This is a genomic window from Pseudomonas sp. LD120, from assembly GCF_009861525.1.
Taxonomy (GTDB): Bacteria; Pseudomonadota; Gammaproteobacteria; order Pseudomonadales; family Pseudomonadaceae; genus Aquipseudomonas.
This window is the reverse complement of the sequence record NZ_WVHL01000005.1, coordinates 171,389-184,503: the sequence shown is the minus strand read 5'-3', so window position 1 is coordinate 184,503 and position 13,115 is coordinate 171,389. Positions and strand designations below refer to the sequence as shown.

At 64.6% G+C, this 13,115-nt stretch carries 12 protein-coding genes; 5 read left to right on the top strand and 7 right to left on the bottom strand.

Going from position 1 to position 13,115, the window contains the following annotated elements; translation table 11 throughout:
* Window positions 1-10 precede the first annotated feature (10 nt).
* The 7 genes from PLD_RS15135 to hflK (PLD_RS15105) form a co-directional block, all read right to left on the bottom strand.
* Entirely contained in the window at window positions 11-820 is an 810-nt protein-coding gene (locus PLD_RS15135) for a DNA-binding domain-containing protein (protein WP_159894031.1), read from the bottom strand.
* On the bottom strand, window positions 811-1,656 hold the full coding sequence (locus PLD_RS15130; RefSeq protein WP_159894029.1) for a DUF692 domain-containing protein: 846 nt from the start codon (window positions 1,654-1,656) through the stop codon (window positions 811-813). Before PLD_RS15130 ends, PLD_RS15135 begins: the two co-directional genes overlap by 10 nt.
* Before the next feature lie 65 nt (window positions 1,657-1,721).
* On the bottom strand, window positions 1,722-1,973 hold the full coding sequence (locus tag PLD_RS15125) for a hypothetical protein (protein WP_159894027.1): 252 nt from the start codon (window positions 1,971-1,973) through the stop codon (window positions 1,722-1,724).
* A gap of 141 nt (window positions 1,974-2,114) precedes the next feature.
* Entirely contained in the window at window positions 2,115-4,019 is a 1,905-nt protein-coding gene (locus PLD_RS15120; protein WP_159894025.1) for a heavy metal translocating P-type ATPase, read from the bottom strand.
* Window positions 4,016-5,074, bottom strand: a complete 1,059-nt coding sequence (hflK, locus tag PLD_RS15115; protein ID WP_159894023.1) for a protease modulator HflK — start codon at window positions 5,072-5,074, stop codon at window positions 4,016-4,018. Before hflK (PLD_RS15115) ends, PLD_RS15120 begins: the two co-directional genes overlap by 4 nt.
* Window positions 5,071-6,111: a protease modulator HflC gene (gene hflC, locus PLD_RS15110; protein ID WP_159894021.1), complete on the bottom strand. Its 1,041-nt coding sequence runs from the start codon at window positions 6,109-6,111 to the stop codon at window positions 5,071-5,073. The genes hflK (PLD_RS15115) and hflC overlap by 4 nt, the downstream gene beginning before the upstream one ends.
* Window positions 6,108-8,054, bottom strand: coding sequence for a protease modulator HflK (gene hflK, locus PLD_RS15105; RefSeq protein WP_159894019.1), 1,947 nt, complete (start codon window positions 8,052-8,054; stop codon window positions 6,108-6,110). The genes hflC and hflK (PLD_RS15105) overlap by 4 nt, the downstream gene beginning before the upstream one ends.
* 245 nt (window positions 8,055-8,299) lie before the next feature.
* Here hflK (PLD_RS15105) and PLD_RS15100 point away from each other — a divergent pair, with 245 nt between their 5' ends.
* Genes PLD_RS15100 through PLD_RS15080 form a run of 5 tightly spaced genes read left to right on the top strand, consistent with a single transcriptional unit; the run spans window position 8,300 to window position 13,115 of the window.
* Window positions 8,300-8,923 carry a CDP-alcohol phosphatidyltransferase family protein gene (locus PLD_RS15100; protein WP_159894017.1) on the top strand — a complete coding sequence of 208 codons (624 nt, stop codon included), beginning with the start codon at window positions 8,300-8,302 and terminating at the stop codon, window positions 8,921-8,923.
* Between the two features lie 10 nt (window positions 8,924-8,933).
* Window positions 8,934-10,691 (top strand): bifunctional alpha/beta hydrolase/class I SAM-dependent methyltransferase, encoded by a 1,758-nt coding sequence (locus PLD_RS15095; RefSeq protein WP_159894015.1) that lies wholly within the window; start codon window positions 8,934-8,936, stop codon window positions 10,689-10,691.
* Window positions 10,691-12,037, top strand: a complete 1,347-nt coding sequence (locus PLD_RS15090; protein ID WP_159894013.1) for a phosphatase PAP2/dual specificity phosphatase family protein — start codon at window positions 10,691-10,693, stop codon at window positions 12,035-12,037. The genes PLD_RS15095 and PLD_RS15090 overlap by 1 nt, the downstream gene beginning before the upstream one ends.
* Window positions 12,027-12,482 (top strand): hypothetical protein, encoded by a 456-nt coding sequence (locus PLD_RS15085; protein ID WP_159894011.1) that lies wholly within the window; start codon window positions 12,027-12,029, stop codon window positions 12,480-12,482. The genes PLD_RS15090 and PLD_RS15085 overlap by 11 nt, the downstream gene beginning before the upstream one ends.
* Before the next feature lie 9 nt (window positions 12,483-12,491).
* Entirely contained in the window at window positions 12,492-13,115 is a 624-nt protein-coding gene (locus tag PLD_RS15080; RefSeq protein WP_159894009.1) for a 1-acyl-sn-glycerol-3-phosphate acyltransferase, read from the top strand.

The window sequence follows — 13,115 nt, the reverse complement described above, 5'->3', positions numbered from 1 at the left end:
AAATAGCTGACTAACGACTGACCAGCGATTCACCGGACGCGTGGCGAACAACCAGGCCCTCTTCGACCCATTGTTTCAGCCAGGTAGCCGCCTGCAGCGGGGCCCCCTCTCGATAAGTGACGGCCAGCTCTGCACAGAGTTCCGCGAAATTCCATTGCGCGTCGATCATGCCCAGCAATGCCCGCGCCTCCTCGGCCGACAAGCTGCGATAACGGCACACTCGTTCCGCGCGCCAAACCAGACAAAGCTGCTCGTGTTCGAGCAAAACACTGGCCGGGAAGTCTGCTTGATCCTTGACCGCCCGCCACTGGGCGACACTGTTGTAACGACAGTCGAGCCTCTGCACACAAGGCGCCAGGCGCAGTTGCAGCAGGGGCCAGGCTTCGGCATCCAGCGCGGCCATGTCCGGCACCGTCAGCACCTGAGCCTCAGCGGCGTCAAAAGCCAGGGTGAAGGCCCACTCCAGACGCGCCAGTTCGGCCAGGGGCGCGCCCTGCTCGGGCACCAGATGCCCCTGGATAAATTCGCCAAAGCCCTGCCCCAACCAGCGCAAACTGAAATGTCGGGACGGTGTCTGACGTATATAAGCAGCGGCCAGGGCTTGGAACTCGTCATCCCCAAGCCAGTAGAGGATCGTCGGAAAATCAGCGCCCATGACCTCTAACAGCCGCGCTTGATAGGCGTTGTGATAAATCGCCAGACCGGTGCCGACGTCCAGGGACGGCCCGCCCATCAGGCTGTCGGCCAGCGCGGCGTTCACCTGGGGTTGCTCTGCCAGCAAATAGGCTTCAAAGGCCAACTGCCACTCGTTCAGGCGCATTGCCGCCTCCCGGCTAGAGTCTGTTGACCCAGCTCACGAGCCTTGTGCAACTCGCCGAGCAGTTCACTCAGGGGTGGAAAATGGTCGTCACGCTCCAGCAGCGTCGAAACCGGTCCCAGGTGTTCGAGGGTCCGCTGATACAAGGCCCAAACCGGATCGCACACCGGATGGTCGTGGGTATCGATCACGTAGTCGCCATAGTCTTGATGACCGGCCAGATGCAGTTGACGCACCCGCTGCGCCGGCAGCCCCTGAATGAACTGCCAGGGATCGAAACCGTGATTGCGCGAACTGACATAGACGTTGTTCACGTCCAGCAACAGCTCGCAGCCGCTGAGCTGGCTCAGGGCCGCGAGAAACGCCCATTCGCTGAATTCATCGGCGGCGGCGCGCACATAACTGGAGACGTTCTCCAGCACCAAGGGCCGCTCCAGCACGTCCTGTACCTGACGCACCCGACCCGCCACGTACTCCAGACTTTCCTCGGTGTAGGGCAAGGGCAACAGATCGTGTAATTGATGGGCATTACCGCGACTCCAGCACAGGTGATCGGAGACCCAGGCCGGGCCAACGCGCTTGGCCAGTTGCTTGAGTTGCGACAGGTAATCCAGGTCCAGGGCATGGGGGCCGCCAATCGACAGTGACACCCCATGCATCACGATCGGGTAACGCTCAGCAATGGCGTCCAGGTAATAAAGGGCCTTGCCGCCTTCAACCATAAAGTTCTCGGACACCACTTCAAACCAGTCGATGTTCGGCGCTTCGTCGAGAATCTGCTGATAGTAGGCACTGCGCAAACCCAGGCCGTAGCCCAGGCTCAAAGGGAAATCAGACATCGCGAACTCCTTGGCAACGTGGCCGCAGTGGTGGCCAGCGCCACTGCGGCTCACTGGACTGCCGCTTACTCGCCGACTTTGCCGTCGGCTTTTTCGCACGCGGACTGGGTCATGACCTTGAAGCCCTGGCCTTTGCAAGCGCCCATGCCTTTGCATGCGTGGTCCTTGGTTTTGCAGTCGTTCTGGCCTTTGCAACCATTCACGCCGTAACAATGAACCTGGGCATCGGCGGCCGATACCTGAGTCGCAACACCGGCAAACAGGGTGGCGGCAGCGAAAGCCAGGGCAGCACCGGCAGCGGTTTTTTTCATGTTCATGTTTAATTCCTCAATAGTCGCAGGGGGACGGCGGGAGCGTGTTCAATCCCGTCATAGCACTAGAGAGAGGAGCCATCCCGGCGTTACAGCCGGGATGAAAAAAAACAGAAACAATTCACCAACCCGCGCCGCGCCCTTGATTCAGAGCTTGGATAACGGTTCCTGAAAGCGCAGCAGGCGCCCGGCATTGCCCAGCACCAGCAAGGTACTGAGGTTGTGCAGCAGCGCCGCGATCATCGCCCCCGCCGCCCCCAGCCAGCCAAACGCGGCCAGGGCAACGATGGCCAAGGTCCAGCCCAGACCGATGATCACATTGACCTGCAAGGTGCGTCGGCACTCCCGGCTCAGGCGCACGCAGGTCCCCAGGCGTCTCAGGTCACTGCCGATCAGTACCACATCCGCCGAGGCCAGGGCAATGTCGGCGCCTCCGGCGCCCATTGCCACGCCCACCACCCCGGCCTTGAGGGCCAAGGAGTCGTTGATGCCATCCCCCACCACCATCGGCCGAAAGCCCTTATCGATCTCTCCCAGCACGCGCTTGAGTTTGTCCTCGGGTAATGCCTGGGCCTCGACATCGCTGATGCCCACCTCCAACGCCAGGCTGTCAGCCACGCTCTGACGGTCGCCGGTGAGCAGCAACTGCCGGCCCAGGCCCAGCTCGTGCAGCTCAGCCAAGGCCAGGCGCGCCTCGGGTTTGACGCTGTCGGCCAGCAACAACCAGCCCAGAAACTCGCCGTTGAGCGCCAGCCCGGCAATCGGCCCATCGTGACTTGGCACCGGATGCGTGGCGATGCCCAACTGGGTAAACAGCTCGGGACGCCCCAGCGCCGCCTCGCCTTCAGCGGTTTGTGCTACAACGCCCAGCCCCTGACGCTCATGGATGTCCCGTAGTGCCCAATGCTGCTCCTGAGGCACCAACCCTGCCAGCGCCCGGCTCACCGGATGGCTGCTGGCCGAGCCCAGGCTGGCGGCGAGGTCCAGCAGGCCCGGCCGGTCGGGTTGGGCGCTGTCGATGCCTTGCAGGCGCAAGGCACCAAAGGTCAGGGTGCCGGTCTTGTCCACCACCAGTGAGGTCAAGTCCGCCAACTCCTCCAGAAACGCCGAGCTACGGATCAGAATGCCGTGGCGCGCCGCCACGGCGATCCCGGCGATGGCGGTGGCCGGCGCCGACAGCACCAGGGCGCAAGGACAAGCTGCCACCAACACCGCGAGCATCGCCTGAGCATCGTCGGTGATAAACCAGGTCACCGCCGCCAACAGCAGCACCAGCACCAGATAACTGCTGGCGTAACGCTCCAGCAAACGGGTGATGGGCGGCTTGGCCCGTTCGGCGCTTTGCATCAGGGCAATCACCTTGCCCAGGGTCGACGCCTCGCCGGTACGGGTCACTTCCAGGCGCAACAGGCCGTCGAGGTTGATCGCCCCGCCGAACACCTGCGTGCCCACCACGGCTTCCAGCGGCACCGATTCCCCGGTGATTGGCGCGGTATCGAGGCTCGCCTGGCCGGCCAGCACCACGCCATCGGCGGGCACCCGGTCACCGGCGCGCACCTCCACCCGGTCGCCGGGCTTGAGGGTGGCGTTATCCACCTCCAGCACACTGCCATCTGCCTGGACCCGCCGCGCCTGGCTGCGAGTCAGTCGGCCCAGTGCATCAATGGCTTCCTGGGAGCCGATCACGCTGCGCTCCTCCAGCACATGGCCGAAGATCATGATGATCGGCAACAAGGCCGCGGTCAGCAGGTCTCCAGTCGCCCAGGCGCCGAGCATGGCCAAAGCAATCAGTTGATCGGTGATGCCGTGCAGGCTGGGATAACGCAGGCTGAACCAGGCCGAGCGCATCACGGGCACCGCCACCAGCAGCGAGGCCACCCCCAGCAACATCTGGCTGACGCCAAGCTGCGCCGGTGCCAGCCAGCGCCACACCAGGCCAAGGCCCAGCAGCCCCAACGCCAGCATGGCCAGGGTCAACTGGCGCGCGGCGCGACGTTGCTCGGCCGAGGTCAACAGACTCACGGGAGCCGCCCCATGGACAGAAGCAGTCATTGTTTGGCCCCCTGAATGATCAGCCGGGAATCGTCTTTAGGATTGACCGTGATCACCGAGCCGGCCCGAGCCAGGATCTTCGGCAAGCGCTCACGGTAGATACGCAGGAGCATTTCCGGATCGGTGCCGTCGCGCTGCGCCTGGGCCAGGCTCTGCACCGTGGCGGTCTGCGCCTGGGCCAGGGCCAAGCGCTCGCGGGCTTGGGCATGGGCCACTTGCAGACGGTGATCGGCTTGCTGGTTAGCGCTCTGGGTCAGCTTCTCGGCCTCGGTGCGGGCATTGGCCACCGCTTTGTCGGCTTGCTGGCTGGCGGTCAACACCGCGTTGAACGCACTCACCGCCGGAGCGGGCAAACTCGATTGCACGTCCACCCGGGTGACCTCGACGCCAATCCCCTGGCCGCTGGCACTCAGTTGCATGAGGCGCTGATTGATGCTGTGCAGCAAATCGCCCCGCAGCCGCTCACGGCGCTCGGCGGCCTGATTGTCACCGCCGATCAACTCCGGACGCGCCACCAGAATGGTGTCCAGGTCGCGGGCGGCAGTCAGGGCCAGGGCGCTGCGGGTGACCAACCGGTCCAGGGCTGGCAGCACATGTTCGCCTTGCAGCACATAAGCGTAGGGATCGCTGACCTTATAGAAGACCCGCACATCCAGTTGCACCACGCCAGCATCGCCAGTCAGCAGATAGCCCGAACCGGCCAGTGTGTCGTTCAAGGGGGTGGCAAAAGTCGCGACCCGATCCGCAGCCAGCGCCGCATCGGAACGCAGCAGGCCTTCAACATGACGCTCAAGCACCCGGTCAGCGGCCGGCAGCAACACCACCTGCTCAAAAGGCTGCGGCCAGGCCAACAACAAACCGGCGTTCTGCACCCGATTCTCCGCGCCGAAGCGCAGCACCACCGCCCGATCTTGTGCATCGATCTGCCGGACGTTGGATACCGCCCACGCCAGCGCAGCCAACACGGTCACCGCATACAGCGCGATAAACGCCAGGCGACCAGCCTGAATCCACGGACTGCTCAGCTCATGTGTTCCACGTGGAACCTGACTCATGGCTGTGATCCAGGGGCTGTGTTCGGCAGGTTCGGCGGGCCATCCACCAACGCCCGGAACGGCGCCGCGTCGGTACGCAAAATCACCTGAGTGCCAGGCGTCACCACGGTGCCCAAGGTGTCCAGCGCACGCAGCAGGTTGTACAGCTGTGGTGAACTGGCGTAGGCGCGACCATAAATCCGCGCCGCTTCGACCCGCGACTGGGCTTCGATATCCGCGGCCTTGACCGAAGCATCGGCCTGAACAATCCGTGCATCACGCTCGGCAGCGGAACGAATCTGCGCCGCTTCGCGCTTGCCGATAGCGGTGCGTTCCGTGGCGATGGTTTCCCGTTCGGCGCGCATACGATCCACCGTGGCCGTCAGCGTCACCGACGGCAGAGTCAGGCGTTCGATACCCACTTGCACCACGCGCACTCCATAGGTGGCCAGCAGTTGCTGATCGATCTGCTTGCGCAGTTGCGCCTCGAAGTCGGCGATTCGTACTTGGCTGGCGTCGGTGTTCACCAGATTGGCCAGATCAAAACTGCTGGCGGTGGTTTCCAGGGCAGATCCGACAAAGGTACGAATCTGCCGCGCGGCCTCATCGGGCTGGTTCTGCACCGCGCGCATAAAGCGCTGCACATTGTCCGGGTCGCCCTGCACCCGCCAGGCCACATAAGCCTGGACGATGATGCGCAGCCCATCGCGGGTGCCCACATCCTGCAAACCGCTGGAGGTGGTGCGCAGACGCAAATCCACCGCAATCGCCGCCTCGAACGGTGCCGGCCAGCGCCAGCTCAGGCCCGGTTCCAGCAGCACCCGAGCCGGGTTGCCGAAACGGGTGATCACCGTGGCCTCGCCGGAGCGGACTTGCACCAGACTCGCGGCGGCGATGGCGAACAGCACCAACAGCAGCGCCCAGCTCATGCGCCGCCAGGGAAAAGGTCCCGCCTCGGCCGGCGCACCGTGGTGAGGGTGGTGATGCCCGTGATGGTGATGATGGCCGTGCCCATGGTCATGAGCGGCGTGATCGTGGGGGTGGGAAGACAGACTCAATGGACGGCTCCTGGCTGAGCGGCTTTACGCGGCGGCACAGGGTCGGCCGGTAAGGTGAACGTACGCAGGTCGAGGGTCGGCGCAGTGTCGCCCCCCAGACGATGATCGAGAATCAGCAGCTTGGCCTGACGCAGGCCCTGGCTCAGTTGGCTCAAGTACTGCTCCAGGACAAACGCCTGTCCGGCGCGGGCATAGGCTTGCTGTTCGGCAGCGAAACGGCGATCGGCGGCCTCGGCCGTGGCCTGCACTTCACGGGCGTCGGCCCGGGCTTTATCGCTGATGACGCTGGCCTGCAACTGCGCCTGATTGGTTTGTTCGGCGGCCGCGCCGCGCTCGCGGGCTATCAGCGCCTGGGCGCCGATCTGCGCCGCCTGCACCCCGTGATAGGCATTGGCGGCCCCGGCTGGCGGGTGAATGGCCTCGACCACGGTGGCCAGAATTTCCACCCCGCTGTCGAGCCTGGCCAGATCGGCCTGCACGGCCCTGCCAATGTCATCCGCCAAACCGGTACGGTCTTCGCCCAGCAAACCGTCGAGGGTGCGCGAGGCAAAATCGTGCACCAGCACTCGGCTGGCGGTGCGGCGAATCAGCGTTGGCACATCGTCACTGTGATAGGTGGCCGCCAGGGCTGAGGCATCATCCAGGCCAATGCGATAGATAAAGCGCACGTCCATGTTGACGATCTGAAAGCTCTGTTGCCGGGCATTGCCACTGGCGATCACCTGGGATTTGTCATTGATGTGGCTGGCGTCCCACAGGCGATTGGCAATCGCCGGCGCCGGGCCTTCGGCCGACGCTGGCGGAAGGGGTTGCGAATTGTCGCCAACGCTGGTGGCCAGCTCATGAACCACGCCGTTTTCCACGCTTATCACGCGCCCCAGCGGCCAAGGCAGACCGACATGCAAGCCAGGGGCGAAGACCTTGACCGGCTTGCCGAATCGCTCATAAATACCGCGATTTTGCAGCGAAAGTTCGTGAACACCGGTCAATAGCCAGCCTAGCAACAGCACCACCGCGACTATCGGCAGGCAAGCCCGGCGCATGTAGGCAAAGGCCCAGATCTGCCGCAGATCGATACCAAAACGGTTGTGCAATTCGTGCTGCACACTGAGCAGCGGTTGCGGAGGCCAACGCAACAGGTGGGCAATAAAACTGTGGGCCAGCAAACGTGGTTCACGCCGATCGTGCTGAGGGCTGAACAGCGACAACAGCGCCCGCAACAGCCACTCACCCGCCACCAGTGCCGGCAACAGACCGATCAACACCGCCAACCGCACCGGCCACAACGCCGCCTCGCGGCTGAACAACAGACACAGGGCACTGACCAGCAAACAGCCGATGGCCACCCGCACCAGTTGCGCCAGGGCAGCGGCTTCCGGCCATTGGGCGGATGACTCCTGAGCCAGTTGCCGCTCCAGTACCAGCAGCGCAAAGGCCAGCAACAGCGCCAGCACCGCCGCGACACTGGCGCTCAAACCCAGGGCGCTGGCGGGCAACGACAGGTTGAACACCTGGGCCTGGCTGTACAGGATCAACAGCGACCAGCCGGCAAGCCACAAGGTCGGCGCACCGATCTGCTGTAGCAGAAGGCGCCAACGGACACCCAGGGCGGCCGTGAAACCTTCAGCCACCGGCTTATCCACCGCCTCTGGCGCCAGCGCTGCCGACAGGTTGATCGCCTCCTCCCGCCAACGACTGACCCAGCAGGCCGATTGCAGGCCCGCCACGACCACCAGCAAGGCACACGACAGGTTCACCAGCAGCGCCGGCCAGATCGTCAGCGCCGCAAACAGGTCGACAAACACCGCCGACACCAGCCCCAGCACCGCCAGCCCGAGCAAACCGGCGCCCCAGCGCTGCAAACGCCCGGTGTGAAACGCTGCCCGCTGAAACCGTGGCATGGCAGCCACTTCGGCCCCTTGTGTCTCTAGATCGACTTGCATACCACCCCGTCGCTCAGGTCCGGGCCTGTGGATAAATCCCGGGCCGAATAAACTTGAAACAAACCGTTACTCTATAACGAGCCGAGTGAAATTTTTGTCGCGCTCCATGCCTTTTCATCTATTACGTGCGTCGTAGACACAGTGACTGCTTGTTAGCATCTGCAGAAACTCCTGGTGTCAGCCCCCTGGCATTTAAGGCAATAATCCAGCCTTACTCCCTGCGTGCGACAAGGAACCGTCCCATCATGCTCTCGATTTACCAGCTCAAACCGCGCTTTCAGAACCTGCTGCGGCCGTTGGTGCAGCGCTTGTACGACAACGGCACCACGGCCAACCAAGTCACCGTATTGGCTGCCGTCATCTCGCTTTTGGTCGGCGCATTGATCGCCTCCTTCGCCAACCACGCCTGGTTATTCGCCCTGATCCCTCTGTGGATGATCCTGCGCATGGCGCTCAACGCCATCGACGGCATGCTGGCCCGGGAATTCGGCCAGCAGTCACGCTTGGGCGCCTACCTCAATGAACTGTGCGACGTGGTCGCCGACAGCGCGCTGATCCTGCCCTTCGCCCTGCTTCCGGGTGTCAGCCTGCTACTGGTGCTGGCCGTGAGCCTGCTGGCGCTGTTCAGCGAATACGCCGGGGTGCTCGGGCCGATGGTCGGCGCGTCACGGCGCTACGACGGGCCCATGGGCAAAAGTGACCGGGCCTTCATCCTCGGCGTGCTGGCCACCGGCATTGCCCTGGGCTGGCTCAGCGCCCTGTGGATCAACAGCGTGCTGGCGCTGGTCGCCGCGCTGCTGGTCTACACCCTGATCAATCGGGTCCGCCAGGGCCTCAAAGAAGTTCAGCACAACGCTCCCTCTGCATAAGGAAATGGCAATGCGCGACGCTCAACACCAGACGTTCCGGACCCATGACGGCGTCGAACTGTTTTACCGCCACTGGCCGGCCACTGAAGTGGCCCCTGGCGAACCGCGGCAGGCAGTGATGCTGTTCCATCGCGGTCACGAACACTCCGGGCGCATTGCCCATCTGGTGGACGAGCTGAACCTGCCGCAGTTCGACTTCTTCGCCTGGGATGCCCGTGGCCACGGCCAGTCGCCGGGCGCCCGGGGCGATAGCCCGAGTTTCGCCACCAGCGTGCGTGACGTGCAGACCTTCTGCGACCACCTGGCCAGTGCTCACCAGATCGCCGAAGAGAACATTGCCGTGGTGGCCCAGAGCGTCGGCGCGGTGATTGCCTCCACTTGGGTTCACGACTACGCCCCACGGATTCGATCCCTGGTGCTGGCCTCGCCGGCATTCAAGGTCAAGCTGTACGTGCCTTTCGCCCGTTCCGGCCTGGCCCTGATGCGGCGCTTTCGCGGCAACTTCTTCGTCAACAGCTACGTCAAGGCGCGCTTTCTGAGCCACGACCCGGAACGGGTACGCAGCTACGACGCCGACCCGCTGATCACCAAGGCCATCTCGGTCAATGTGCTGCTGGGGCTGTATGACGCCGCCGACCGCGTGGTGGCCGACGCCCAAGCGATCCAAGTGCCGACCCAGGTACTGATCTCCGGCGCCGACTTCGTGGTGCACCGCAAGCCCCAGGAGCAGTTCTTCGAGCGCCTGGGCAGCCTGCACAAGGAAAAACACATTCTTCCCGGGTTCTTCCACGACACCCTGGGGGAAAAGAACCGCGCCCCGGCCATGGCCAGCATCCGCCGTTTTGTCTTGCAGAACTTCGAGCGCCCACTGAACCGCCCTGCCCTGCTGGACGCCGACCGCCTGGGGCTGACCTGCGCCGAATCCGAAGCCCTGGCCGCGCCGCTGCCACGCAACTCCCTGCGCGACCTGTACTGGCGCGCCACCCGCGCCAGCATGCGTCTGGGCAGCCAAGTGTCGGCGGGGGTCAAGCTGGGCTTCGACACCGGCTTCGACTCCGGCAGCACCCTGGACTACGTCTACCGCAACCAGCCCACCGGGCAGTCGGCGCTGGGTCGGCTGATCGACCAGAACTACCTGAACTCCATCGGCTGGCGCGGCATTCGCCAGCGCAAGCTGCACGTGGAAGAACTGCTGCGCCTGGCCATGGAAAAACTGCGTGAGCAGGACCGCGAAGTGCGCATCGTCGACATCGCCGCCGGCCACGGCCGCTACATCCTCGAAGCCCTGCAAGGGGTCAGCCCGCTGCCGGAATGGATCCTGCTGCGCGACTACAGCGACATCAACGTGCGCGACGGCAGTGCCCTGATCCAGGAAAAGGGCCTGGGTGAGATCGCCCGCTTCGTCAAAGGCAACGCCTTCGACCGTGAGGACCTCGCCGCCCTTGATCCCAAGCCGACCCTCGCGGTGGTCTCCGGGCTCTACGAACTGTTCGCCGACAACCAGATGGTCGGCGGCTCCCTGGCCGGCCTGGCCAGCGCTGTGGAACCCGGCGGCTACCTGGTGTACACCGGCCAGCCGTGGCACCCGCAACTGGAACTGATCGCCCGCGCCCTGACCAGCCACCGCGAAGGCCAGGCCTGGGTCATGCGCCGCCGCACCCAGGCGGAAATGGATCAGCTGGTGGAGACCGCGGGCTTTCGCAAGATCACCATGCGCGTGGATGAATGGGGGATCTTCAGCGTATCCCTGGCGCAACGGGTGCAATGATGAGCACGGGCGCCTTGCCGGCGCGGGAGCCAGGCCTGCTGAAACCGGCGGTGCTCTGGCTGCTGCTCTTGGCACCGCTGTTCTTCAGCACCTACGGCTTCGCCACCTGGGTCACCGCGCAACGGGACGACGTCGGCAGCCTGGTCTTCGACTGGGAGCGGCAAATGCCGTTCTGGGCCTGGACCATCGTGCCCTACTGGTCCATCGACCTGCTCTACGGCCTCTCCCTGCTGCTGCCGCGCAGTCGGGAGGAACTCAAGCGCCACGCCCTGCGCCTGCTCACCGCCCAACTGATCGCGGTCAGTTGCTTCCTGCTCTGGCCGCTGCGCTTCACCTTTGCCCGGCCGGAGCTGGACGGGGTGTTCGGCTGGCTGTTCGAGGTGCTGGCCGGCTTCGACAAGCCCTTCAACCAGGCACCGTCGCTGCACATCGCCCTGCTGGTGGTGCTGTGGGTCTGCTACGCCCGGCATAGCCAGGGCTTCTGGCGCTGGTTGGTGCACGGCTGGTTCGCCTTGATCGGGGTGTCGGTGCTCACCACTTATCAACACCACTTCGTCGATGTGCCCACCGGCGCCCTGGCCGGCTGGCTGTGCGTCTGGCTGTGGCCGCTGGATCGCCCCAGTCCGTTGTTCAGCGCAAGGTTGGCTCAGGACCCGCGCCGTCGACAACTGGCCTTGCGGTACGGCCTGGGCGCAGCGTTGTCAGGGGTGACCGCCTTCACTTGGGGCGGCACCGCGTTGTGGTTGATCTGGCCTGCGGTGGCGCTGCTGCTGGTGGCCCTGAATTACGCGCTGCTGGGGGCCAAGGGCTTCCAGAAACGCCAGGACGGGCGCCTGAGTCCGGCAGCGCGCTGGCTGCTGGCGCCTTATCTGGCCGCGGCCTGGATCAATTCACGACTGTGGACAAAAAAACATCCACAGCCGGATCAGGTTGTGGATAACGTCTGGCTGGGCCGTCTGCCGACAACAGCCGAGCTCAAGGACAGCCCGTTTGTCGCGGTGCTCGACCTGTGCGCCGAGCTGTCTTTGAGCAGCCAGCCGTTGCGGGCCTACCAGAGCCTGCCGGTGCTGGACCTGTGTGCCCTCAGCCCCGAACAATGCCGGGAAGCCGCGCACGCGGTTGAGCGCCTGCGCCAACAGGGGCCACTGCTGGTGTGCTGCGCCTTGGGTTATTCGCGCAGCGCCACGGCGATTGCTGCCTGGCTGCTGCACAGCGGTCGCGCCGCGACGGTGGACGCGGCCATTGGGCAGATCCGGCGAGCGCGTCCGCAGATCGTCCTGCAAGCGGCCCATCGGCAGGCGCTGGAAACCCTGATCAGTAGCAAGAGAGCGGCCCATGTCCACTGAAATGCAGCTGTACAGCGTCGCCAGCCTGTTGCGCCGGGGCCGAGCCCTGGATCAGTTATCCACAGGTCTGACCCTGCTCGGCGCCTTGTATGGCCTGGGCCAGTACCTGCTGGCCAGTGTCACCCTCGTCGGTCTGAGCGCCAGCCTGGCGTTGATACTGCTGGGGCTGGTAGAAAAGTACCTGGCGTTGCGGGTGGCCTTCGACGCCGACCTGTTTCAGCGCGTGGCCGATGGCCCCGCGTCCCTCGAACACAGCACCCAGGCCCTGGACCAGGCCCTGAGCGCCCTCGGCCTGCAGCCCGCGGAAAAAAGCGGTCGGCCCTGGAACCAACGCAGCCGCGGGGCCCTTGGCCTGTTGCGTCGTCAGGCATTGCTGCTGGCGGCACAACTGCTGGTGCTAGTGAGCGTGATCCTGGTCAGCCCCTGGCTGACCTTCGCCGGATAAGGAATGCCCATGTTCGACCCCCTGGTTGCCAATCTCATCACCTCCGCCGCCCGCAGCATTACCGGGGCCCGCAGCCTGTGGCTCGGCTCAACGCCCCAACCGGTGCAGCGGATCTACTTCGCCAACCACAGTAGCCATGGCGACTTCGTGCTGCTCTGGGCCTCGCTGCCGCCGGCCCTGCGCAAGCTGACCCGGCCCGTGGCCGGTGCCGACTACTGGCAGAAAAGCGCCCTGCGCCGCTACATCATCAACCGCGTGTTCAACGGGGTGCTGATCGACCGCGAGCGCAAGGAGGCTGTGGATAACAATCCCATGCAGCCGATGCTCGATGCCCTGGACCAGGGCGACTCGCTGATCATCTTTCCGGAGGGCACGCGCAACCCGGAAGACGGCCTGCTGCCGTTCAAGAGCGGGATCTACCACCTGGCCAAACGTTATCCACAGGTGGAGGTGATTCCGGTGTGGATCGCCAACCTCAACCGGGTCATGCCCAAGGGTCACTTCCTGCCCTTGCCCCTGCTGTGCACCATCAGCTTCGGCGCGCCACTGAGCCTGGAAGAGGATGAAAGCAAGGAACACTTTCTCGAACGCAGCCGCGCCGCGCTGCTGGCCCTGGCCCCGGAGCACAACTGA

Excerpts from the sequence above, each read along its gene's own strand:
- PLD_RS15135 (WP_159894031.1), bottom strand. The coding sequence starts at position 820 with ATGCGCCTGAACGAGTGGCAGTTGGCCTTTGAAGCCTATTTGCTGGCA.
- PLD_RS15090 (WP_159894013.1), top strand. The coding sequence starts at position 10,691 with ATGAGCACGGGCGCCTTGCCGGCGCGGGAGCCAGGCCTGCTGAAACCG.
- PLD_RS15130 (WP_159894029.1), bottom strand. The coding sequence starts at position 1,656 with ATGTCTGATTTCCCTTTGAGCCTGGGCTACGGCCTGGGTTTGCGCAGT.
- hflK (WP_159894023.1), bottom strand. The coding sequence starts at position 5,074 with ATGAGTCAGGTTCCACGTGGAACACATGAGCTGAGCAGTCCGTGGATT.
- PLD_RS15120 (WP_159894025.1), bottom strand. The coding sequence starts at position 4,019 with ATGACTGCTTCTGTCCATGGGGCGGCTCCCGTGAGTCTGTTGACCTCG.
- PLD_RS15080 (WP_159894009.1), top strand. The coding sequence starts at position 12,492 with ATGTTCGACCCCCTGGTTGCCAATCTCATCACCTCCGCCGCCCGCAGC.
- PLD_RS15125 (WP_159894027.1), bottom strand. The coding sequence starts at position 1,973 with ATGAACATGAAAAAAACCGCTGCCGGTGCTGCCCTGGCTTTCGCTGCC.
- PLD_RS15100 (WP_159894017.1), top strand. The coding sequence starts at position 8,300 with ATGCTCTCGATTTACCAGCTCAAACCGCGCTTTCAGAACCTGCTGCGG.
- hflK (WP_159894019.1), bottom strand. The coding sequence starts at position 8,054 with ATGCAAGTCGATCTAGAGACACAAGGGGCCGAAGTGGCTGCCATGCCA.
- PLD_RS15095 (WP_159894015.1), top strand. The coding sequence starts at position 8,934 with ATGCGCGACGCTCAACACCAGACGTTCCGGACCCATGACGGCGTCGAA.
- PLD_RS15085 (WP_159894011.1), top strand. The coding sequence starts at position 12,027 with ATGTCCACTGAAATGCAGCTGTACAGCGTCGCCAGCCTGTTGCGCCGG.